Consider the following 22,751-nt stretch of genomic DNA (forward strand, 5'->3'; position numbering starts at 1 on the left):
ATCATATGACCGGCGGTCGCGTGGGCGACAGGGATTTCGGCCCGGTCTCCCGATCATGGGAGCGGCTGGTCGGGAGGGGTGCGGGAGGTGGAATCGGCGGGCTGCCCGATGCGGTGCGGTGCGTGGTGGACTCGCCGTGCGGCCCTGGCGGCAGGCCGGCCCGGTGCTCCGGGCTCGGCTGCCGTGGTGGAGAGCCGTGGACCGCCTCAGCCGAAGTCGGCCCCGGAGTCCGGGGCCGGTCCTGGTGCGGAGCCGAGGTTCAGGCGGCCTTGCGGGCCGACTGGAAGGCGGTGGAACCGCCGAGGGCGAGGAAGAGGTACGTCATCGGGCCCGAGGTTTCCTTCCAGGCGTCGACGAGCAGGGAGGTGCCGAGGTTGAGCACGTCGAGGGTGCTCACGCCGAGCTCGTCCGCACCGATCATGGCGATGCCGAGGAGCTGGCTGGCGGATACACCCCAACAGGCCATCGCGATGGTCGTGGAACGCCTGCCGCTCGGCTGTGGTCCCGCCTTCGTGGGCACGCTCAAGAAGCTCGCGACTCACGAGGCGGCTGAGCACCAGCCAAAGACAGACGAAAGTTAAGGAACAAGCTAAGAGGCGTTCCGTAGTTCCGCTAGGATCGCCAAGTCCCGTAAGGGATAGGTCGAGAAGACGCCCTGTGGGAGTCAACCGCACCGTGTCCGTCCCCGGCTTGCCGGTACTGACCGCGCGGCAGCACAGCGTTTGAGCTGTGCCTCTGCTCCCCGAATGCCGGACCAGCGCCCTGAGCGACCCCGGATGAGCCGCCCCCGGGCGACCACGCCGGACAGCCCAGGAACCGCCCCGGCTGCAATCCGTCATCCCCACGGGCATGACGGGTCAAGTCTTAGCAGCAGCGTGTGACATCTGTGCAGGGGTTTCGGCCGGGCAGGCCGTGCACGGCCTAGAGGCGGTGTGCGGCGCCCGCCGGGCTGGCGCCGCGGGTGTCCAGCAGCAACTGGGCCTTCACCGCCAGGCCTTGCAGGTCGTAGGTGCGGTGGTGCTGGAGCAGGATCGTCAGATCGGCGTTGGCGGCGGCCTCGTACAGCGATTCGGCGCGGGGGACGGGCTGGTCCCTGACGCGCCATCCGGCGATGTACGGGTCGTGGTAGCTGATCAGTGCACCGAGGTCGAGGAGGCGGCTGGCGATCTCGCGCGCCGGGGAGCCCTCCTGGTCGGCGAGGTCCGGCTTGTAGGTGACGCCCAGGAGGAGGACGCGGGCGCCGCGCGCGGACTTGCCGTGCTCGTTGAGCAGGGTTGCGCTGCGCTGGATGACGTACTGCGGCATCCGGTCGTTGATCTCCTGCGCCAGGCCGACCATGCGCAGGGGGTGGCCCGGGGTGCGGGTGGTGTGGGGGAGGTAGTTGGGGTCGAGGGGGACGCCGTGGCCGCCGACTCCGGGGCCGGGGCGGAAGGCCTGGAACCCGTACGGCTTGGTCTCGGCGCAGCGGATGACGTCCCACAGGTCCACGCCGAGGTCGTGGCAGAGCACGGCCATCTCGTTCATGAGGGCGATGTTGACGTGCCGGTAGTTCGTTTCGAGGAGCTGGACCGTCTCGGCCTCGCGCAGGCCGCGGGCGCGGACCACCTTCTCGGTGAGGCGGGCGTAGAAGGCGTGCGCGGACTCGGTGCAGGCGGGGGTGAGGCCGCCGATGACCTTGGGGGTGTTGGAGATGCCGTGCGTGCGGTTGCCGGGGTCGAGGCGGCTTGGGGAGTAGGCCAGGTGGAAGTCCCGGCCGGCGCGCAGGCGGGAGCCCGATTCGAGGATCGGGCGCAGGTACTCCTCGGTGACGCCCGGGTGGGCCGCCGATTCGAGGATGACGGTGGTGTGCGGGCGCAGCCGGGCGGCGAGCGTGCGGCCCGCCTCGCCGACCGCGGACAGGTCGAGTGCGCGGTCGGCGCCGAGCTGGGTGGGGGCGCAGATGACGGCCGTGCGGACCCGGCCCAGTTCGGCGGGGTTGGTGGTGACCCGGAAGCCGGCCGCCGACATGCGGCGGATCTCGGCGGCGGTGAGGGTGGAGTCCGTCGCCGGACCGCTGTCGTAGCCGACCGTCTCGATCCCGGCGGCCACGGCTGCCTGGGCGAGCGGGAGGCCGAGATGGCCGAGTCCGATGACGGCGAGATCTGCGGGCATGGGGGTGCCGTCCCTTCCCTTCCCTGACATGCATGAGGGGGCGGAGCGCGCAAGTCCTGTGGAGGAGGAAAGCTGGCGCAATGTCAGACTAGGCGTATATATGACAGATATGTCGTATTCAGGGGTCTTGGTCGCCTCCGTGTTATCCACAGGCGGTGGCTGATGTGGATGCGGGCGGTCAGAATCATGAACGGGCGATGTGAGCGGGATCACCCATAACCGGTGGGATGACCGCATAGGGCGGACGGGGCGACCCGCGTCAACGGGAGGCAGGCAGCCGTGAGGACTGGGACTGGGGCAGGGGCAGGGGCAGGGGCCGGGGCAGGGGTAGGCGCAGGGGTGGGCGCAGCGGCGGGCGCCGGGATGGGGGTGGGTACGGGGGGAGGTGGTGGGCGGGCCTCGCTGGGGCCCGTGCAGCGAGCCGAGGCGCTCGCCGGGATGGCCGAGCGGGAGCTGGACGTGCTGGTGGTCGGGGCCGGTGTGGTGGGCGCCGGTACCGCCCTCGACGCCGTGACCAGAGGCCTGGCGACCGGGCTGGTGGAGGCGAGGGACTGGGCTTCGGGCACCTCCAGCCGTTCCAGCAAGCTCATCCACGGAGGGCTCAGATACCTGGAGATGCTCGACTTCGCCCTCGTGCGGGAGGCGCTCAAGGAGCGCGGCCTGCTGCTGGGGCGGCTCGCCCCGCACCTGGTGAAGCCGGTGCCGTTCCTCTACCCGTTGCAGCACAAGGGGTGGGAGCGGTTCTATGCCGGTTCGGGCGTCGCGCTGTACGACGCCATGTCGCTCTCCAGCGGCCACGGGCGCGGGCTGCCGACGCACCGCCACCTCTCCCGCAAGCGCGCCCTGCGGATCGCGCCGGCGCTGCGCAAGGACGCGCTGGTGGGCGCCCTGCAGTACTACGACGCCCAGATGGACGACGCCCGTTACGTGGCGACCCTGGTCCGGACGGCCGCCGCGTACGGGGCGCAGTGCGCCAACCGGGCCAGGGTCATCGGCTTCCTCCGGGAGGGCGAGCGGGTCGTCGGCGCGCGGGTGCGGGACGTGGAGGGCGGCGGGGAGTACGAGATCCGGGCGAAGCAGATCGTGAACGCCACGGGGGTGTGGACGGACGACACCCAGGCACTGATCGGGGAGCGCGGGCAGTTCCACGTGCGGGCTTCGAAGGGCATCCACCTCGTCGTTCCCAAGGACCGGATCCACTCCTCGACCGGGCTGATCCTGCGGACCGAGAAGTCGGTGCTCTTCGTCATCCCGTGGGGCCGGCACTGGATCGTGGGCACCACGGACACCGACTGGGACCTGGACAAGGCGCACCCGGCGGCGTCGAGCGCGGACATCGACTACCTGCTGGAGCACGTGAACTCGGTGCTGGCGGTCCCGCTCACCCGGGACGACGTCCAGGGGGTCTACGCCGGCCTGCGGCCGCTGCTGGCCGGGGAGTCGGACGCGACGAGCAAGCTCTCGCGCGAGCACACGGTGGCGCATCCGGTGCCGGGGCTGGTGGTGGTCGCGGGCGGCAAGTACACGACGTACCGGGTGATGGCCAAGGACGCGGTGGACGAGGCGGTGCACGGGCTGGACCAGCGGGTCGCGCCGTGCGTGACGGAGGACGTGCCGCTGGTCGGGGCCGAGGGGTACCGGGCCCTGTGGAACGGCCGGGCGCGGATCGCCGCGCGGACGGGGCTCCATGTGGTGCGGGTGGAGCACCTCTTGAACCGGTACGGCTCGCTGACGGAGGAACTGCTGGCACTGATCGCGGCAGACCCCTCCCTCGGGGAGCCGCTGACGGGCGCCGACGACTACCTCCGCGCCGAGGTGGTCTACGCGGCCTCGCACGAGGGGGCGCGGCACCTGGACGACGTGCTGACCAGGCGGACGCGGATCTCGATCGAGACCTTCGACCGGGGGACGCGATCGGCGCGCGAGTGCGCGGAGTTGATGGCTCCGGTTCTGGGATGGGACGAGCAGCAGATCGAGAAGGAGGTGGAGCACTACGAGAAGAGGGTGCAGGCGGAACGGGAATCGCAGCGCCAGCCGGACGATCAGACGGCGGACGCGGCGAGGCTGGGGGCGCCGGACATCGTCCCGTTGTAACTCCGCGACCTTGCGGGCGGAACCGCGGACCCGGGGCTCCCGTCCGTTGCGGAGTAAGGGACAATGAGGGTTCTGCCGGGGCGGGTTACCGGGCACCCCGGCCGCTGCCAGGGCAACCGGAGCAGGCGGCACGAACGCAGAGGGGACGCATGTCGAAGCCGGAGCACACCGAGTCGCCGGAGCCGTCTGTCGGGACGGGATCGCCGGTGCCTCCGGCGACACCCCCGACGGACCCGAAGTCTCCCGCCGAGACGCCTGCGGCGGGAGCCGCGAAGCGTGCCGTGGCCGCGAAGGCCGCTGAGGCGGGGGCCGCGAAGGCCGGGGCCGCGAAGACCGGCGGCGCTTCGGCCGCCGCCCCTGCGGACGCCTACGCCGACCCTGCCGAAGCCGCTCCTGCCGAAGCCGGGGCCGCTGAGGCCGCTGCGGGGGCGGCCGGCCCGGAGGACGCGAAGCCCGCGGCTTCCGCCACGGAGCCGGAGCCGCGGAAGCCGGCTGCGGCCAAGGCTGCCGATGGGGCTGACCCCGAGGATGCGAAGCCTGCGGGTGCGGGCGCCGGGTCCGATGGTGCGAAGCCTGTCGGGGTGAAGGCGGAGCCCGAGGATGCGAAGCCTGTCGGGAAGAAGGCCGAGGCCGAGGATGCGAAGCCTGTCGGGGGGAAGGCGGAGTTGCGGAAGGCTGCCGTCGTGCGGGCGGATGGTGGGGGCGAGGACGCGAAGCCCGTCGCGGTGAGCAAGGCAGACGAGGTGGCCGCCGCCGTCAAGGCCGCCGCCGCCAAGGCGGGAGCGGGCGCTCAGGACGAGGGCCGGCTGCTCGCGGGCCGGTACCGGCTCAGTGACATCCTCGGCAAGGGCGGCATGGGCACCGTCTGGCGCGCCCAGGACGAGACCCTCGGCCGGACCGTCGCCGTCAAGGAACTCCGCTTCGGCAGCGGCGTCGACGAGGACGAGAAGCGCCGCCTGATCACCCGCACCCTCCGCGAGGCGAAGGCCATCGCCCGGATCCGCAGCGGCGGCGCGGTCACCGTCTACGACGTCGTCGACGAAGACGGCCGGCCGTGGATCGTCATGGAGCTCATCGAGGGCCCCTCGCTCGCGGAGTTCATCCGCGAGAGCGGCCCGCTGACTCCCCGCCGCGCGGCGGAAGTCGGCCTCGCCGTGCTCGACGTACTCCGTGCCGCCCACCGCCAGGGCATCCTGCACCGGGACGTGAAGCCCTCCAACGTGCTCCTCGCCGACCGCGGCAACGGCCGCGTGGTCCTCACCGACTTCGGCATCGCCCAGGTCGAGGGGGACCCCTCCGTCACCTCCACCGGCATGCTCGTCGGCGCGCCCTCGTACATCTCGCCCGAGCGGGCCCGCGGCCAGCGGCCCGGCCCGCCCGCGGACATGTGGTCGCTCGGCGGCCTGCTGTACGCCGCGGTCGAGGGGGTGCCCCCGTACGACAAGGGGTCGGCGCTCGCGACGCTCACCGCCGTGATGACCGAGCCCGTCGAACCGCCGAAGAACGCCGGCCCGCTGACCGAGGTCATCTACGGCCTCCTCGTCAAGGACCCCGCCCACCGGCTCGACGACGACCGCGCGCGGGCGCTGCTCACCGCCGTGATCGAAGCGCCCGAGCCGCCGGCTCCCGTAGCCGCCCCGGACGTCGAGGAGACCCGGCAGATCTCGCTGGCCGAGGCCCGGGACGCCGCCGAGAAGGCGGCGGCCGACAAGGCGGCCAAGGTCGCCGAGAAGGCGGAGAAGAAGGAGCGCGAGCGTCGTGAGCGCGAGCAGCGGGAGCGCGCCCGCGCGGCGTTGAAGTCGGCCCGCAAGGCCGCGGCCGCCAGTGCCGCGGCCGCCGCTACGGCTACGGCTACGGCCACGACCGCGACCGCCGCAGAGTCCCCGTCGCCGCGCCCGGCGCCCGTCGCGGCCCCGCTCACCGACGTCGTGCCGCGCCGCACCATCGCGCTCGCGATAGCCGGTGTGGTCGTGGCGCTCGCCGTCATCGGCTCGGTCATCGCGTACGCCGTCAGCGGCGATGACGCGAAGGGTGGTTCCCCGAAGGACGGCAAGGGCGGCAGTTCCGCAGCCGCTTCGAGCCCCGTGGCCGGCACCTCGCCGTCGCCCCCGGCTTCGTCCGCGCCCTCGCCCCCGCCCTCGCCGAAGTCCGGCGAGCCGTCCGGCTCGGCCGCCGGTTCGCCGGACCCGGGCCAGTCGCCGGGCTCCGGGACCAACCCGGGCCAGGGCCAGGGAGCCACGCCCGGGGGAGCGCTGCCCGGGATCCCGCCCGGGTACGTCCAGGTCGACGACCCCGGGTTCCATTTCGCGATGGTCATGCCCGAGGGCTTCAAGCAGACCGGCGTGATAGGGAAGAACGACGGCGTCATCTACAGCCGCGACGGCGGTTTCCCGCGCATTCAGATCGACTTCAACAGCTCGCCGAAGGACGACGCGCGCGCCGCCTGGCTGGCGCTGGCCCCGGGCGTGGCGAGCAGCAGCAGCAACTACAAGCTGCTGCGCCTCGAAGCGGTCGAGTACCGCGGGTACCCGACGGTCGCGGACTGGGAGTTCGAGCGGGACCAGAAGGGCGTACGGGTCCGGGTGCTCGACCGCGGCTTCAGGATCGACTCGAAGCACGGCTACGCCATCATGATCACCTGCCTCGCCGACCAGTGGGACGCGGCGGAGTGCACGCAGCTGCGCACCACGGCGTTCGACACCTTCCAGCCACGGGGCTGATTCACGCCCCGAGCGGGCTCGGGTCAGCCTCGCCAGGGCCGGGACGCGGGCGCCTTGGGCGTCGTATCGTGTCAACGGGGCCTGGGGGACGGGCCCGCAGCTCTCGGGGGAGGCGATGTGGAGGACTACGCGGGCCGGATCCTGGCCGAGCGCTACCGTCTGCCGCTGCCGCCGTCGGACGCCTACGAACTGATCGAGACCCGCGCCTTCGACACGCGCAGCGGGCAGGAAGTCCTCGTACGGCAGGTCCCCTTGCCGGAGCTCGTCGACGCGGAGCTGCTGGACGGCACGCGGGGCGGTCCCCCCGACGCGGGGGGCCGGCGCGTACCGCACGGTGAACTGCCCGCCGTGCGCAGGGCGATCGAGGCGGCGCAGGCGGCGGCGTCCGTGCCGGACCATCCGCGGCTGGACCAGGTCTTCGACGTCTTCGCGGAGGGCGGGTCGCTGTGGATAGTGAGCGAGCTCGTCCCGGCCAGACCGCTGGCGGCGCTGATCGCCGACGAACCGCTGAGCCCGTACCGGGCGGCGGAGGTGGCGGCGGACGTACTGACCGCCCTGCGGGTGCTGCACGCGCACGGGTGGACGCACCGGAACATCACCATGCGGACCGTACTGATCTGCGAGGACGGGCGGGTCGTCCTGACGGGGCTCGCGGCGGGGGCGGCGGAGGACGCCCTGTGCGGGTACGACCCGGTCCCCCCGCAGGACGGTACGGGCGACTACTCCGTAGGGCCCTGGCCGGGCGGTGAACCGGGCGGCGGACAGGGTGATGGCGCGGGGTTCGCGGCGGGCCGCCCGGCGAGTGCCCTGGCCGGGCCTGGGGTGGGCTCGGGGTACGGCGGTGGTGCTTTGGCCGGGCCTGGGGTGGGTGCGGGGTACGGCGGTGGTGCATTGGCCGGGCCTGGGGTGGGCTCGGGGTACGGCGGTGGTGCACCCGGGGGGTCCTGGGGTGGGTCGGCGGTGGATGCCGGGTACGGCCAGGGGGCCGGGCAGGGCACCGGGCCCGGCGGGGGGCCGGTCGGCGGACAGCAGGGCGGGGAGCTCGGCGACAGGTACGACGACACGTACGGGGGCGGGCTCGCGGAGGGTTCCCGCCAGGACGGCTGGGCCGGTGGGGGTGCGCCCGTCCAGGGGGGCGGGAACGCGGCGGAGTACGCGCCGCTCGTTGCTCCGGGGTACGACACCGGGCCGCGCTACCGGGACCACATAAGCCCCGGCACCGCGAACGGTCCCGATGCGTCCGGCACTTCCGGCCTCCCCGGCGCTCCGGGTGCCGCCGGCATCCCCGGCTCTCCGGGTGCCTCCGGCGCCACTGCCGCTTCCGGTGCCCCGGGTGCCCCCGGTGCCCCGGGCGCCGGCGGGGAACGGCCCGATCTGAAGGCCGCCGCGCGGGCCGGGGCCATCGCCGCGTACCGGGCCGGGGCCCAGGCCGCCGCGCGGATCACCGAGCAGCGCAAGGCCGGGGCGGAGCCCGCGCCGGAGCAGGAGGCGGAGCCGAGGCCGGAGGGGTCGAAGCTGCCGCAGGGGTACTCGTACCCGTACGGCGGCCCGGACAGCGGCGCGACCTGGCACGGAGCCACCCCGCGCCGCCAGGCCCTGCCCCCCGCCGAAGCGGAGCCGCCGGCCCGCGCCGCCCTGCCGGCGCAACTCGCCCTTCCGCAGGGCTACCAGCAGGCGGACACCCCGGGCGGTGTCACGCCCCGGGCCTCCGGCGACGGCCAGGGCCCCGGGCAGCCGACGGCGCCGGGCGGCCGGGCACAGACGCATCCCCAGGACGGCGCGGAGCACCGGGCGGTCCCCGGGCCGGGGTACGAGCCCGGCTACGGGCAGCAGCCCCCGCCGGTCTCGGCCCACCCGGATCAGGCAGGCGTCGGTCAGCCGGTCGCGCGGGACGGCGCCGGCTACGGCCGGCAGCCCCAACTCGGGCCGGGCCGGTTGGACCAGCCGGGCCCCGAACAGGGCGGCCCACAGAGCAGTGCCGGATACGCGGCGGCTCCCGGGGCCGACGGCTACGGTCAGGGCGGTCCGCAGTCGGGTGCCGGGTACGCGGCGGCTTCGGGGGCGCGAGGGCCTGGCCAGAGCGGCCCGCAGGCAGATCGGCAGGCCGGTGCCGGATACGCGGCGGCTTCCGGGGCCGACGGCTACGGTCAGGGCGGTCCGCAGTCGGGTGCCGGGTACCCGACGGTTCCCGGGGCCGACGGCTACGGCCAGAGCGGTCCGCAGTCAGGTGCCGGGTACGCGGCGGCTTCCGGGGGCGGCGGTTACGGGGCGTCCCGCCGCGGCGGTGGTGCTGCCGGGTGGGGGAGCGGGCCGCGGAGCGGGCTTGATGCCGAGCGGGCGCGGCAGACGCGGATGGCCGTGGTCGGGGCCGTTACCGAGCGGTGGGCTCCCGAGCAGGCGCAGGCCGTGCACGGGCCGTGGCAGCTGGCCGCGCCGGTGGGGCCGGCCACCGACCTCTGGGGGCTCGGCGCGCTGCTGTACCGGGCCGTGCAGGGCCATGCCCCGTACCCCGAGGACAGCGTCGCCGAGCTCGTGGAGATGGTCTGCGCCGAGCCCCCCGCCTTCGCCGAGGAGTGCGGCCCGCTGCGCCCCATCGTGGAGTCCCTGCTGCGCCAGGACCCGACCGAGCGCCCCGACTTCGAGGAGCTCCGCGGCTGGCTGCGCTCCCTCGTGCGGTCCGCCCCGGAGCCCGAGGGCGGCTTCGCCATGCTGCCGCCGGTGGTGGAGGACCCGGCGAGGCTGCCCGTCGTACGGCGGCGAGCCGACCTGCACGGCCGGCACCGCAGCGCCGAACACCCCCGCAAGCCGCGCTCGCTGGGGCGTTCCCTGTTGCTCGGGATCCTCGTCCTGCTCTCGGGAGCGGTGGCCTACGCCCTGGTCTTCATGCCCCGGGCCGCCGATCCGCAGGGCGGCGGGCAGAAGGCCGCCGGGATGAGGCCGCCCGCCGCGAGCCAGTCGCAGAGCCCCGGCCGCAGCCCGGGCCAGAGCCCTGGCCCGAAGCCGAGCGGGTCCGGCCAGGCGCCGAGCCCTTCCGCGAACCCGCCCGAGTCCAGGCCCGCCCCGCAGACCAACGCCCCCGCTCCGTCCGGGTACACCACCCAGCAGGACGCCGAGCACTTCTCGATCAACGTCCCGAACGGCTGGGAGCGCCGCGGAATGAACGAGTCCGGTCAGGTCCGCTACACGGAGGGGGACTTCGTCCTGACCGTCGTCCCCGGCCGGGACAAGGTCGAGGGCAACCCCGACCCGGCCACCTACCAGAAGGACAAGGAGCCCGAACTGGCTCCGTACCGCTCCTCCACCTGGTCCAGCGTCAGCGACATCAAGTCCACCAAGGTCGGCAACCAGCTCCGCGTCACCGGCCGGTACACCTGGATCGACGGCAACGGCCGTTCCGTCGTGGCCCGCAACTTCGTCGTCGCGCTCGGAGGTTCCTACCACGTGGTCATGGTGACCGGCCCGCAGGACCAGGAGGGCAAGGTCACCGAGACCTTCGAGCAGGCGACGGCCAGCTACAAGAGCGGCGGCTGACGAGGTATCAGTACGGCGATTGCGTCACAGTGCGGCCCAACCGCCTCCGAGTGGTTCCGCCGCCGCCCGCGATCTCCGTAGTCTGACCGGAAGTGCACAGAGCGGCGGCGGGGATTCGTGGAACAGCAGACAGGTGCGGGTGCGGTGCTCGCGGGCCGGTACCGGCTCGTCGAGCCCATCGGCAGGGGCGGCATGGGCAAGGTGTGGCGCGCCCATGACGAGCTGCTGCACAGGACGGTCGCCGTCAAGGAACTGACGGCCGGCCTGTACGTCGCTCAGGCGGACCGGGACGTCCTGCACGCCCGGACGCAGAAGGAGGCCCGGGCCGCGGCCCGGATCCAGCATCCGGCGGTCGTCACCGTGCACGACGTGCTGGAACACGACGACCGGCCCTGGATCGTCATGGAGTACATCGACGGCCCCTCCCTCGCGGACGCGGCGAAGACGGCCGGCCGGATCGAACCCCGCGAGGCGGCCCGGATCGGGCTGCACGTGCTCGGCGCGCTGCGCGCCGCGCACGCGGTCGGCGTACTGCACCGGGACGTGAAGCCGGGCAATGTGATGCTCGCCAAGGACGGGCGGGTGATGCTCGCCGACTTCGGCATCGCCGCGATCGAGGGCGACTCCTCCATCACGCGCACCGGTGAACTCGTCGGGTCCATCGACTACCTGGCCCCCGAACGGGTTACCGGCGGGTCCCCCGATCCGGCCTCCGACCTGTGGTCGCTCGGCGCGACGCTGTACACGGCCGTCGAGGCGCGCTCGCCGTTCCGCCGCACCTCGCCCATCTCCAGCCTCCAGGCCGTGGTGAACGAGGAGCCGCCCGCGCCGGCCCACGCGGGCGCGCTGGCCCCGGTCATCACGGCGCTGCTGCGCAAGGACCCGGCGCACCGGCCGTCTGCCGACGAGACCGAGCAGATGCTGCTGCAGGCGATGGAGGGCCGGGAGCCGAAGTCGGCGCAGGCGTACGTACCCACGCGCGCGATGGGCTCCGAGGAGCTGGGCGCCGCCCGGAACGAGCCGGCGGACACGGCCGCGCTGCCCGCCGAGGGGGGTCAGGGGCCGGGGTCGGAGCAGGGCCGGGCTCCGGAACCGGAGCCGGCATTCGTCGCCAGGTCCGAGGCCGGACCGGGCGGGCAGCCCGGCCCCGCCGGGCCGGGTCGCCGGGACGCCGGAGCCCCCGGCCGGATCGGGCGCGCGGCGGTCGTCGCCGTGGTGGCGGCGCTGCTCGGCGGCGGCGGGGTGTTCGGGATCCTGAAGTACACGAGCGACTCGGACACGGACGGGGGGATCCCGGGCCGGACGGCCGGCGCCTCGGCGGGTGCATCGTCCGGCGCCTCCTCCGGCGCTTCGTCCGGCGCCGGGGACGCCAAGGGACAGGCGGAGGAGGCTCCGCCGGCGGGCTGGCGGAAGGTGGTCGACAAGGAGGGCTTCTCCCTCTTCGTCCCGGACGGCTGGAAGCGCCGGGAGGACGGGTCGCAGATCGACTACACCGGAGACGGAGGCAAGCACTTCATCCGGATCGCGATGGACCGCAAGCCGCCGTTCAAGGACCCGTACGCGCACCTGCTGGACCTGGAGAAGCAGGTCCAAATGCGCTCCGACTACGTGCGCCTGATCCTGCACCCGAACACCTTCCGGGGCCAGGTCAAGGCCGCCCTGTGGGAGTTCGTCTGGACGGAGAAGGCAGGGGCCTTCGCCGGGCCGCGGAAGGCCATCGAGCAGATGTACTACGCGCCGGACGGCACCGAGTACGCGGTGTACATGTCGGGTCCGGTCGCGGACTGGGACACCACCCGGTCACAGTTCGGCATCGTGCTCAGCGGCTGGCAGCCGGCCCCGGCCCTCTGAGGCCCGCCCCCCGGCGGGTCCCGGCACCCCCGGATTCCGCCATCCCGCCAGTGATCACTGGCAGAAATGGCAAAATCCGGTTACCGGCGGGTACCCAAAGCACCCCCGGGCGCAATACGCTCACGGCCATGACGGACACGCAGGCCCCGGCCCCCCTCCGCAGCGCCCCGCAGCCCACCAATCCGGTCGCCCCCGCCCCGGCCGGCGCCCGGAGCGCCGCCGACGTGGTGACCCCCGAACTGGTCGCCCGGCTGACCCGCGGAGTGGCCGGCTCCGGCCGCACCGCCAACCACAGCCCCTTCACCGGGGACCGGCTGGCGGAGCTCCCCGAAGCCACCCCCGACGACGTGGCGGCCGCCTTCGCCGCGGCCCGCGCCGCGCAGCCCGCCTGGGCCGCCGTGCCCGTCCGCGCCCGCGCCGCCGTACTGCTGCGCTTCCACGACCTGGTCCTGGCCCGGCAGGCCGAGGTGCTCGACCTGATCCAGCTGGAGACCGGCAAGGCCCGCCTGCACGCCCACGAGGAGGTGCAGGCCGTCTCGATCTCCGCCCGGCACTACGGCCGCAAGGCGCCCTCGTACCTGCGCCCCAAGGGCCACACGGGCGCCATGCCCACCCTCACCAAGGTCACCGAGCTGCGCCAGCCGCGCGGGGTCATCGGCCAGATCGCCCCCTGGAACTACCCCCTCGAACTGTCCATCGGCGACGCCCTGCCCGCCTTCGTCGCGGGCAACGCCGTCGTGATGAAGCCCGACACCGAGACCGCGCTCACCGCCCTGTGGGCCCGCGACCTGATGATCGAGGCGGGCCTGCCGGCCGAGGTGTTCCAGATCGTGCTCGGCGAAGGCCCGGTCGTCGGCCCCGAGGTGGTCCGCCACGCCGACTACGTTTCGTTCACCGGCTCCACGCGTACCGGCCGCGAGGTGGCCCAGGGCGCGGCCGCCCGCCTGGTCGGGGTCTCCCTCGAACTCGGCGGCAAGAACGCCATGCTCGTCCTGCGCGACGCCGACGTGGAGAAGGCCGCCGCCGGCGCCGTCCGCGCCTGCTTCTCCTCCGCGGGCCAGCTCTGCATCTCCATCGAGCGGCTGTACGTCCACGCCTCGATCGCGGACGAGTTCGTCGCCCGGTTCGCCGCCCGTACGAAGGCCATGCGCCTCGGCTCCTCCCTCGCCTACGGCGCGGACATGGGCTCCCTGGCCGGCGAACGCCAGCTGGCGGCCGTACAGAAGCACGTGGACGACGCCGTGGCCAAGGGCGCCACCCTCGTCGCCGGCGGCGTCGCCCGCCCCGACATCGGCCCGCTCTTCTACGAGCCGACCATCCTCGACGGCGTCGAGACCGCGATGGCGGTGTGCGGGGAGGAGACCTTCGGCCCGGTCGTCTCCATCTACCGCTTCACCGACGAGGACGAGGTCATCGAGGAGGCCAACGGCACCCCCTACGGCCTGAACTCCAGCGTGTGGACGAAGGACGCCCGCCGCGGCCACGCCGTCTCGGCCCGCCTGCGCACCGGCACCGTCAACATCAACGAGGGCTACGCCCCGGCCTACGGCAGCGCCCAGGCGCCCATGGGCGGCATGAAGGAATCCGGCCTCGGCCGCCGCCACGGCTCCGAGGGCATCCTCAAGTACACCGAGGCCCAGACCGTCGCCCACCAGCGGCTGCTGCCGATGGCGCCGTCGTTCGGGATGGACGACGAGAAGTACGCGGCGTTCATGACGCGCAGCCTCAAGGTCATGAAGGCGTTCCGGCTCCGCTAGTCCGTTCCGTCAGTCCGTTCCGTTCCGTTCGGGAGGCACCGCAGTGTCGTACGACTACGACTACGACTACGACGTCATCGTCATCGGATCGGGTTTCGGAGGGTCGGTCTCGGCGCTGCGGCTCACCGAGAAGGGGTACCGGGTCGGCGTCCTGGAGGCAGGACGCCGCTTCACCCGCGAGACCCTGCCGAAGAACAGCTGGGACCTGCGCAACTACCTGTGGGCCCCGGCCCTCGGGCTGTACGGGATCCAGCGCATCCACCTCCTCGGCAACGTGATGGTCCTCGCGGGCGCCGGGGTCGGCGGCGGCTCCCTCAACTACGCCAACACCCTCTACGTGCCCCCCACCGCCTTCTTCGAGGACCGGCAGTGGGCGTCCATCACGGACTGGCAGGACGAGCTCGCCCCCTACTACGACCAGGCCAAGCGGATGCTGGGGGTCCGGCTCAACCCGACGACGACCCCCTCCGACGTCCACCTCAAGGCGGCCGCCGCCAAGATGGGCGTCGCCGACTCCTTCCACATGGCCCCGGTGGGCGTCTTCTTCGGGGACGGCGACGACGCCCAGGGCCAGGGCAAGGTCCGCCCCGGTGACGAGGTGGCCGACCCGTACTTCGGCGGCGCCGGCCCCGCCCGCAAGGCCTGCACCGAGTGCGGCGAGTGCATGACCGGCTGCCGGCACGGCGCGAAGAACACCCTGGGCGAGAACTACCTGCACCTCGCCGAGCGGGCCGGCGCCGTCATCCACCCCATGACCACGGTCACCGCCCTCTCCGACCACCCCGACGGCGGCCACCGCGTCCGGACCGTCCCCACCGACGGCCGGCGCCGGGGCAAGGTCAAGGTGCTGCGCGCCCGCTACGTGGTCGTCGCGGCGGGCACGTACGGCACCCAGACCCTCCTGCACACGATGAAGGACCTCGGCGAGCTGCCCCGCCTCTCGGACCGCCTCGGCGATCTGACCCGGACCAACTCCGAAGGCCTCGTAGGGGCTCAGACGGATGACCGGCGGTACCGCAAGCGGCACGGCAAGGACAAGCGGGCCGACTTCACGCGGGGCGTGGCCATCACCTCCTCGGTGCACCCCAACGCCGACACGCACATCGAGCCGGTGCGCTACGGCAAGGGCTCCAACGCGATGGGGTTCATGACGATCCTCCAGGTGCCGTACTCCACCCACCGGGTCCGCGCCTGGTTCGGGCGCACCGCCCGGCACCCCGTCCAGCTGCTGCGGTCCCTCTCCAACCGGCGCTGGTCGGAGCGGACCATCATCGGCCTGGTCATGCAGTCCCTCGACAACTCCCTGACCACCTACCGCAAGCCCGGCGGCATAGGGAAGGGCCTGCTCACCGCCCGCCAGGGCCACGGAGCGCCCAACCCGGTACAGATCGCCGAGGCCACGCGGGCGGCGACCCTGCTGGCCGAGGAGATCAACGGGTTCCCCGGCAGCAACATCGGCGAGCTGATGGGCACCCCGCTGACGGCGCACTTCCTCGGCGGCTGCCCGATCGGCGCCTCGCCCGAGGAGGGCGTGGTCGACCCGTACCACCGGCTCTACGGGCACCCGGGCATCTCGGTGGTGGACGGCTCGGCGGTCTCCGCGAACCTCGGGGTCAACCCGTCGCTGACGATCACCGCGCAAGCGGAACGGGCGATGTCCTACTGGCCGAACAACGGCGAGCGCGACCCGCGCCCGGAGCAGGGGGCGGCCTACGCCCGCCTGGAGGCCGTGGAACCGGTCCGTCCGGCGGTGCCGAAGGAGGCCTTCGGGGCGCTTCGCCTGCCGTTCCTGGCGGTACCGGAGGTTCCGCCGCGCACGGCGTCCCCCGCCGAATAGCCGCCGACGCCGAGATCGGTCGCTGAACGACTTCGGCGGGCACCGCACTCCCCCTCCGAGCGCGGTACCCGCCGAACTACATGCAAGACCGCCGCCCGGCCCGGATGGTTGTAGCGGAAACCGGCGGCGGAGGTGTGGCGTCCGTCACATGGTCAAGAGGGCAACCGGGGAGGGCCTTCGCGTGTCAAGACCGGCATGAGAAAGCACATCTCCCTGCTGGCGGCAGCCGGCCTGGTGGCCGTCGGCCTGGCCGCCACCCCCGCGAACGCCGCGGACCCGGTGTTCACGCTCACCAGCCCGGCGGAGATCGGCCTGTTCCCGCACCCCGGGCAGAAGGGCAAGCCGCAGACGAGCACGGTCGACTTCCGTGTCGAGAGCGAGAGCGAGACCGACGAGCCCTTCGACAACCCGAGCACCTACACGATCGACCTGAGCGCGCTCAAGGGCATCGTCGACGTGACGCTCCCGAAGGAGCAGTTCACCGACTGCACGCTCGTCGCGACGACGGTCACCTGCAAGGACTGGGGGATCTGGCACGGAACCCCGGTGGTCTCCCTGGACCTCGCCGCCGCCAAGGGCAGCAAGCTCGGCACCGTCGTCGACCTGACGATGACCGGCTCGGCGCAGGGCGCCACCTTCAAGCCCGCCACCACCAAGGTCAAGGTCGGCGGCCCCGACCTGGTGATGGAGAAGGCCAAGCTCAAGGCGAAGCTGACTCCGGGCGAGACCCAGCCGCTCCCGATCGTCTTCGGCAACACGGGCACCGAGTCCGTCAAGGGCGTGGCGCTGGAACTGGGCACCACGCACGGCATGGGCCTGGTCGAGCAGTACGACAACTGCGCCTACAGCGAGGACGACAGCGAGAGCCAGCCCTGGAGCGTGGGCTGGGGCACGACGGTCTGCACCTTCGACAACGAGGTCAAGCCCGGCGAGGTCTACGAGATCGCCGGCGCGCTGACCCTCAAGGCCGCTCCGCACGCCTTCATCGAGGGACTGATCTACGGGGTGCACGAGGCCGGCTCCCAGCCGCAGTCCACGCAGAAGCTCAGCACGCACCGCACGGGCAAGAAGCTGGGCCTCAAGGTGCGCACGGCCAAGGCCGCTCCGCGCACGGTGGACCTGGACCCGTGGAACAACCAGCACGACTTCGACTTCTCGGTGAAGAACACCGCCGACCTGGTGGCCGCGCCCACCTCCCTGAAGGGCAAGGCGGGCGAGACGGTCAAGGCCGATCTCGGCTTCCGCAACGAGGGTCCGGCGTGGGTCGCCTACCTCCGCTCCGGCGAGGACGTGGCCATGGCGGACATCGTGATCCCGGCCGGCGCGAAGGTCACCAAGGTGCCGGAGTTCTGCAGGGCCGCCACGGCCAAGGGGGACTACCGTGAGCAGCAGCTGGGCGCCCCCCGCTACTTCTGCCCGACCTTGCACGTCATCGGGGAGAAGGAGAAGTTCGACTTCCCGTTCGAGCTGAAGATCGAGAAGGTCATCGCGGACGCCACCGGCTCCGTCACGGTCGGCGGCTGGGCGGCCCCGAGCGGCACCAAGCCGGCGAGCTGGGACCCGAACCACGCCAACAACAAGGCCGCTTTCGTGATCAACGGCAAGGACATCGTCCCCGCGCCGACCACGGCCCCGACCACCCCCGGCCCGAAGCCGACGGCCTCCACGAGCCCGTCGGCCACGCCGGGTACCAGCACCACTCCGAGCCCGGGCGCCAGTACCGGCAACGGCAAGACGCCGAGCGGCGGCCTCGCCGAGACCGGCTCCACCGCCGGGCCGGTTCTGATCGCCGGTGCGGCGCTCGTGGCCGCCGGTGCCGCGGTGTTCCTGGTGTTCCGCCGGCGGGCCACCGGCCGCGCGTAACGGCGCAGGCGGGGACCGACGGGGGAAACAACGGGGGAGCAGACGGGGGAAACAACGGGGGAAACAGAAGAACGGCCGGTCCGGGGCGTCCCCCGGGCCGGCCGTCCTTATGTGGTGACCGGGCTGCTGTCCCCTGCCGTCCGGTCACATGAAGGAGCGAGGTCCCACGACGCACGCCCGGCAGGGGGTGCGTCTCATCGCTCCAGCGGAGCCACGCGCGGTGCTGCGGTCCCGCACCTGGCTGGCACGGTCATCCGCATCAACGAAGGGCCGTGGGGGCGGTCACGGTCCGGACGGGTGACGAACAGGCGTCACGGGCTCGGCCGCGGGTACCGGTGCGGCCCTCACACCCGGCCCCGGCACAGCTCCAGCAGGGTCATCGCGAGCGAGGTGCCGGGCTTGCCGAGGGCGTCGCTCCAGTGCTGCAGCACCTCCATCTCCCGGGACAGGTGCACCCGTCGACCGCCCGAGCCGATCCGGGCCTCCTGGATGACGGTCGACACGGCCATCCGTTCCTGGATCAGGCCGATGATCCGGTCGTCGATGGCGTCGATCCGCTCGCGGGAGCCTGCGATCAGCTGCTCGGGGGTGGTGACGGACATGGGGTTCTCCTCTGGGTGAGGGTCCGACCGGAGCGGAAACGCCAGAGCGCCCCGGTCCTGTCGGACCGGGGCGCTCTGGGAAGTCAGCGGCTCAAGCGAGCATCACGATGACCCATGGCGACCGGACCGGCCGGTGCCATAGGTAAAGAGGAAGCTCAGCTGCTTGCGCATGGAGGGATTATTACCCTCTGTCCTGCTCCGTGCCAAGCCGGTTCGGACACTGAGACGAAGAGGGGTATCCGTCCCCCGTTAGAATCGACAAAACAACCCCCTCTTCCGCCGGAAGGCCTGCCCCGTGCCAGAAGCCACCTTCGCCCCCCACGACAGCGCCCCGGACACGGTTCTCGTCGTCGACTTCGGCGCCCAGTACGCGCAGCTCATCGCCCGCCGCGTCCGCGAGGCACGGGTCTACTCCGAGGTCGTGCCCAGCACGATGCCCGTGGCCGAGATGCTCGCCAAGAACCCGAAGGCGATCATCCTCTCCGGCGGCCCGTCCTCCGTGTACGAGGAGGGCGCCCCCCAGCTCGACGGCGCGATCTTCGAGGCCGGCGTCCCCGTCTTCGGCATGTGCTACGGCTTCCAGCTCATGGCGGTCACCCTCGGCGGCACCGTCGACAACACCGGCTCGCGCGAGTACGGCCGTACTCCGCTGGCCGTCTCCAAGGCCGGATCCACCCTCTTCGAGGGCACCCCCGAGAACCAGTCGGTGTGGATGTCCCACGGCGACGCCTGCTCCGCCGCTCCCGAGGGCTTCACCGTCACCGCGTCGACCGACGTCGTCCCGGTCGCGGCCTTCGAGAACGACGAGAAGAAGCTCTACGGCGTGCAGTACCACCCCGAGGTGATGCACTCCACGCACGGCCAGCAGATCCTGGAGCACTTCCTCTACCGCGGCGCGGGCCTGCAGCCCACCTGGACCCCCGGCAACATCGTCGAGGAGCAGGTCGCCCTCATCCGCGAGCAGGTCGGCGACAAGCGCGCCATCTGCGGCCTGTCCGGCGGCGTGGACTCCGCGGTCGCCGCGGCCCTCGTGCAGAAGGCCATCGGCTCGCAGCTCACCTGCGTGTACGTGGACCACGGTCTGATGCGCAAGGGCGAGACCGAGCAGGTCGAGAAGGACTTCGTCGCCGCCACCGGCGTGCAGCTGAAGGTCGTCGACGCGCAGGAGCGCTTCCTGAACGCGCTGGCCGGCGTCTCCGACCCGGAGACCAAGCGCAAGATCATCGGGCGCGAGTTCATCCGCGTCTTCGAGGCGGCCCAGCTGGAGATCCTCCAGGAGGACGGCCCGGCGGTGGCCTTCCTGGTCCAGGGCACCCTGTACCCGGACGTCGTCGAGTCCGGCGGCGGCACCGGCACCGCCAACATCAAGTCCCACCACAACGTGGGCGGGCTCCCCGACGACATCGAGTTCGAGCTCGTCGAGCCGCTGCGCCAGCTGTTCAAGGACGAGGTCCGGATGGTCGGCCAGGAGCTCGGCCTGCCCGCCGAGATCGTCCAGCGCCAGCCGTTCCCCGGCCCCGGCCTCGGCATCCGCATCGTCGGAGAGGTCACCAAGGAGCGCCTGGACCTGCTCCGCGAGGCCGACGCCATCGCCCGCCACGAGCTCACGGCGGCCGGCCTGGACCGCGAGATCTGGCAGTGCCCGGTCGTCCTGCTGGCCGATGTCCGCAGCGTCGGAGTCCAGGGTGACGGCCGTACGTACGGCCACCCGATCGTGCTGCGCCCCGTCTCCTCCGAGGACGCGATGACCGCGGACTGGACGCGCATGCCGTACGAGGTGCTCGCGCGGATCTCCACCCGCATCACCAACGAGGTGCCGGACGTCAACCGCGTGGTCCTGGACTGCACGAGCAAGCCGCCGGGCACCATCGAGTGGGAATGACGCCGCAGCTGCGAAGCGGCGTAGTACGCTTCGATCCTGCTTCGGCAGCGGTCAGGGCTTGGCCGTCATGAGAGGTTTCGGCCCCAAGTGAGAAGCCCCCTCGTGCGCGAGGGGGAGGAGTCACCGAGTGGGAGTAGTCCCTTCAACCCCACACGCCGCGCGCCCCCTGGGTCGCGCGCCACGCTGAAGCCGCCGCACCCGCTGGGTGCGGCGGCTTCGCCGTTCCTCTGGTCAGTTGCATGCCCTGCCGGTACCTTGCGCCGCGAACCGACCGAGGAGGGGACCGCCATGCAGCCGGACCAGCCCGTACCCGTGCCCGTGCCCGTGGAGCGGCTCGCCTTCGAGATGCCGCCCCGCTTCGCCACCGCCGGGGAGGAGCGCGCCCACCGCAAGGGGCGGCTCGCCGGGGTGCTGCGGCTGCTGGGGAGGCTCGGGTACGAGGACGGGGTGGGCGGGCACGTCAGCGCCCGGGACCCGGAGTTCGAGGACTGCTACTGGGTGAACCCCTTCGGCCGGGCCTTCGGCGCGATCGGCCCCGACGACCTGCTGCTGGTCGACGGGGAGGGGCGGGTCCGCCAGGGGGAGCGCAGGGTCAACCAGCTGGCCTTCGCCGTGCACGCGGCCGTCCACCGGGCCCGGCCCGCCGTCGTGGCCGTCGTCCGCACGCAGGCCCCGTACGGCAGGGCGCTCGCCGCACTCGGCGAACTGCTCGCCCCCGTCACCCAGGAGGCCTGCGCCTTCTACGAGGACCACGCACTGCTCGACGAGTTTTTGGGCGGCGGGGCCTTGGGCGGCGGGGCCGCGGGCGGCGGGGACGCCGAGCGGATCGCGGGCGCGCTCGGCCCCTACAAGGCGCTGATCCTGCGGAACCTGGGGCTGCTGACGGTCGGCGACTCGGTCGAGGCCGCCGCATGGTGGTTCATCGCGGCGGAGCGGGCCGCGCAGGTGCAGCTGATCGCGCGGGCGGCCGGGAAAGCGGTGCTCATCAGCCACCACAGCGCGCTCGCGACCCGGGAGCGGTTCGGGTCCGATCTGGCGGCGTGGGTGAACTGCCAGCCGCTGCTGGAGGTCTCCGGAGCGGGTGCGTCAACATCATGAACGGTTAATCACCTGCTCTGACATCGTGCGCAATCCGGAACACTGCCCCAGTGGTGCACAATTCGCTGGCATCGCACCGGAGTTCAGAGAGGCGGCACGTTCGTGGCTGTCCAAGAGATGTCCAGAAGCACCCATACCGCGGCCTGCGCCTGCGAGGACTGCACACGAGAGGGGCACCGCCGCGCGGTCGCAGCGTTCCTGGAGAAGCGCGACGAGTTCGCCTCCGGGCACGGAGTGCCGGCCGCCGTGGCCCACTCCCTCGGAGCCTCCCGCCAGTGGGTCTCCGACGAGCTGACCCTGTCGGCCCGGACGGTCGCCGACCGGGGCCGGGAGGCGGGCAGCTCCTGGCTCTACCTGTTCTCCCGGCGGGCAGTGCTCGCCGTGTGGATCGCCGCGGGCGTGCTGCTCCTGGTCCAGGTCGGCACCGCGCTCGGCACCGGCTGGTCCACGGCGCGCACCGCCGGGCTGCTCGCCGCGCTCGTCCTGGCCGCCCTGCTGACGGTGGCGGCCCGCGCGCAGACGCTCCGGGGCGGTCTGCTGGCCCCGCTCGTCGGCGAGGACAACCGGCTGTCCACCTCGAAGACGGTACCGAGCGCCTGGCTGGTGCTCACCGCCTTCGCGACGCTGCTGCCCGCGCTGCGCCTCGCCGCCTCCTCGCCGGGACCGGAGCGCCAGGCGCTGTACGCGGGGCTCGCGCTCGACCGGGCGCTGCCGCTGCTGGCGGTGCTCGGGCTGACCTCGGGGGTCGCGGTGCTGGTGCGCCGGGTGGTCTCCGTACGGATCATGGGGCAGCGGCTGCAGAAGCTGCCCGCGGACCGCCCGACCGGGGCGGACCTGCTGACGGACGACGCGGGCCGGGGCTCCTTCCCGGACGCCCAGTACGTCCTGGTCTCCACGGTGGTGCTGGCCTTCGCGGCGGTCTCGCTGGCCCGGTTCCCCGACCGGCTGCCGGCGCTGCCGTGGGCGCTGGCGCTGCTGGTCGCGCTGTCGGCGGCCGTGTACCTGGCGGCGAAGTACGCGGAGGGCAGCCGCCCACTGGTCCTGTCGGTGGTGCGCAGACGCGAGCCCGGGGATCTGGACGCGGCGATCCGCCCCGGGGACGACATCGAGATCCGCGGAGTGGGCTTCGTCCCGCCGGGAGCGCAGACGCCGGAGATGCTGGCCCGGCTGGTGGTCCGGGTGGGTGCGGTCCATGTGCACGTACCGCTGGTCCCGGTGGCGGGCGGCTTCACCAACCCGTCCGACGCCGTGCTGACCGTGCCCGTCCCGGCCGAAGTGGAACCGGGGCGGATCGAGATCCAGGTCGTCACCGCCGCGGGGGTGGAATCAAACCGGTGCACCATCGACGTGGCGGAGTGAAGCGGG

General features: G+C 72.8%; 13 protein-coding genes. 10 read left to right on the top strand and 3 right to left on the bottom strand.

Features of this window, described 5'->3' with window-relative positions:
- Positions 1 to 259 precede the first annotated feature (259 nt).
- Both MTF69_RS12295 and MTF69_RS12300 read right to left on the bottom strand, forming a co-directional pair.
- Entirely contained in the window at positions 260 to 520 is a 261-nt protein-coding gene (locus tag MTF69_RS12295) for a hypothetical protein (protein ID WP_243333439.1), read from the bottom strand.
- A 401-nt stretch (positions 521 to 921) separates the two neighbouring features.
- On the bottom strand, positions 922 to 2,151 hold the full coding sequence (locus MTF69_RS12300; protein WP_243333440.1) for a nucleotide sugar dehydrogenase: 1,230 nt from the start codon (positions 2,149 to 2,151) through the stop codon (positions 922 to 924).
- A 363-nt stretch (positions 2,152 to 2,514) separates the two neighbouring features.
- On the opposite strand from MTF69_RS12300, the gene MTF69_RS12305 reads away from it, so the two are divergent.
- The 7 genes from MTF69_RS12305 (at position 2,515) to MTF69_RS12340 (ending at position 17,804) form a co-directional block, all read left to right on the top strand.
- A complete protein-coding gene (locus tag MTF69_RS12305; RefSeq protein ID WP_243333833.1) occupies positions 2,515 to 4,245 on the top strand; it encodes a glycerol-3-phosphate dehydrogenase/oxidase in 1,731 nt (576 codons plus the stop codon).
- Between the two features lie 149 nt (positions 4,246 to 4,394).
- The gene (locus tag MTF69_RS12310) at positions 4,395 to 6,965 is read left to right on the top strand and encodes a serine/threonine-protein kinase (RefSeq protein ID WP_374322852.1); all 2,571 of its coding nucleotides are present in this window, start codon (positions 4,395 to 4,397) and stop codon (positions 6,963 to 6,965) included.
- A gap of 117 nt (positions 6,966 to 7,082) precedes the next feature.
- A complete protein-coding gene (locus MTF69_RS42865; protein WP_308401393.1) occupies positions 7,083 to 10,496 on the top strand; it encodes a hypothetical protein in 3,414 nt (1,137 codons plus the stop codon).
- Between the two features lie 117 nt (positions 10,497 to 10,613).
- Positions 10,614 to 12,347 (top strand): serine/threonine-protein kinase, encoded by a 1,734-nt coding sequence (locus MTF69_RS12325; RefSeq protein WP_243333449.1) that lies wholly within the window; start codon positions 10,614 to 10,616, stop codon positions 12,345 to 12,347.
- 128 nt (positions 12,348 to 12,475) lie between these two features.
- Positions 12,476 to 14,104: a succinic semialdehyde dehydrogenase gene (locus MTF69_RS12330; RefSeq protein ID WP_243333450.1), complete on the top strand. Its 1,629-nt coding sequence runs from the start codon at positions 12,476 to 12,478 to the stop codon at positions 14,102 to 14,104.
- A gap of 43 nt (positions 14,105 to 14,147) precedes the next feature.
- Complete coding sequence (locus tag MTF69_RS12335) at positions 14,148 to 15,941, top strand: GMC oxidoreductase (protein WP_243333452.1); 1,794 nt, start codon at positions 14,148 to 14,150, stop codon at positions 15,939 to 15,941.
- A 195-nt stretch (positions 15,942 to 16,136) separates the two neighbouring features.
- On the top strand, positions 16,137 to 17,804 hold the full coding sequence (locus MTF69_RS12340; protein WP_243333453.1) for an LPXTG cell wall anchor domain-containing protein: 1,668 nt from the start codon (positions 16,137 to 16,139) through the stop codon (positions 17,802 to 17,804).
- A 344-nt stretch (positions 17,805 to 18,148) separates the two neighbouring features.
- On the opposite strand, the gene MTF69_RS12345 is transcribed toward MTF69_RS12340, so the two are convergent.
- Positions 18,149 to 18,406: a chorismate mutase gene (locus tag MTF69_RS12345; RefSeq protein WP_243333455.1), complete on the bottom strand. Its 258-nt coding sequence runs from the start codon at positions 18,404 to 18,406 to the stop codon at positions 18,149 to 18,151.
- Positions 18,407 to 18,701: 295 nt separating this feature from the next.
- Between MTF69_RS12345 and guaA the strand changes: the two genes are divergently transcribed.
- From guaA to MTF69_RS12360, 3 genes are all read left to right on the top strand, one after another.
- Positions 18,702 to 20,288 carry a glutamine-hydrolyzing GMP synthase gene (gene guaA, locus MTF69_RS12350; protein WP_243333457.1) on the top strand — a complete coding sequence of 529 codons (1,587 nt, stop codon included), beginning with the start codon at positions 18,702 to 18,704 and terminating at the stop codon, positions 20,286 to 20,288.
- A gap of 288 nt (positions 20,289 to 20,576) precedes the next feature.
- Positions 20,577 to 21,386, top strand: coding sequence for a class II aldolase/adducin family protein (locus MTF69_RS12355; protein ID WP_243333459.1), 810 nt, complete (start codon positions 20,577 to 20,579; stop codon positions 21,384 to 21,386).
- A 102-nt stretch (positions 21,387 to 21,488) separates the two neighbouring features.
- Positions 21,489 to 22,745 carry a hypothetical protein gene (locus tag MTF69_RS12360; protein WP_243333462.1) on the top strand — a complete coding sequence of 419 codons (1,257 nt, stop codon included), beginning with the start codon at positions 21,489 to 21,491 and terminating at the stop codon, positions 22,743 to 22,745.
- The last annotated feature ends 6 nt before the right edge of the window (positions 22,746 to 22,751 follow it).

Source organism: Streptomyces sp. AP-93 (assembly GCF_022808175.1).
GTDB lineage: Bacteria > Actinomycetota > Actinomycetes > Streptomycetales > Streptomycetaceae > Streptomyces.

Coding starts and splice junctions, on each gene's coding strand:
- MTF69_RS12300 (WP_243333440.1), bottom strand. CDS start 2,151: ATGCCCGCAGATCTCGCCGTCATCGGACTCGGCCATCTCGGCCTCCCG.
- MTF69_RS12305 (WP_243333833.1), top strand. CDS start 2,515: ATGGGGGTGGGTACGGGGGGAGGTGGTGGGCGGGCCTCGCTGGGGCCC.
- MTF69_RS12310 (WP_374322852.1), top strand. CDS start 4,395: ATGTCGAAGCCGGAGCACACCGAGTCGCCGGAGCCGTCTGTCGGGACG.
- MTF69_RS12330 (WP_243333450.1), top strand. CDS start 12,476: ATGACGGACACGCAGGCCCCGGCCCCCCTCCGCAGCGCCCCGCAGCCC.
- MTF69_RS12340 (WP_243333453.1), top strand. CDS start 16,137: ATGAGAAAGCACATCTCCCTGCTGGCGGCAGCCGGCCTGGTGGCCGTC.
- MTF69_RS12345 (WP_243333455.1), bottom strand. CDS start 18,406: ATGTCCGTCACCACCCCCGAGCAGCTGATCGCAGGCTCCCGCGAGCGG.
- MTF69_RS12355 (WP_243333459.1), top strand. CDS start 20,577: ATGCAGCCGGACCAGCCCGTACCCGTGCCCGTGCCCGTGGAGCGGCTC.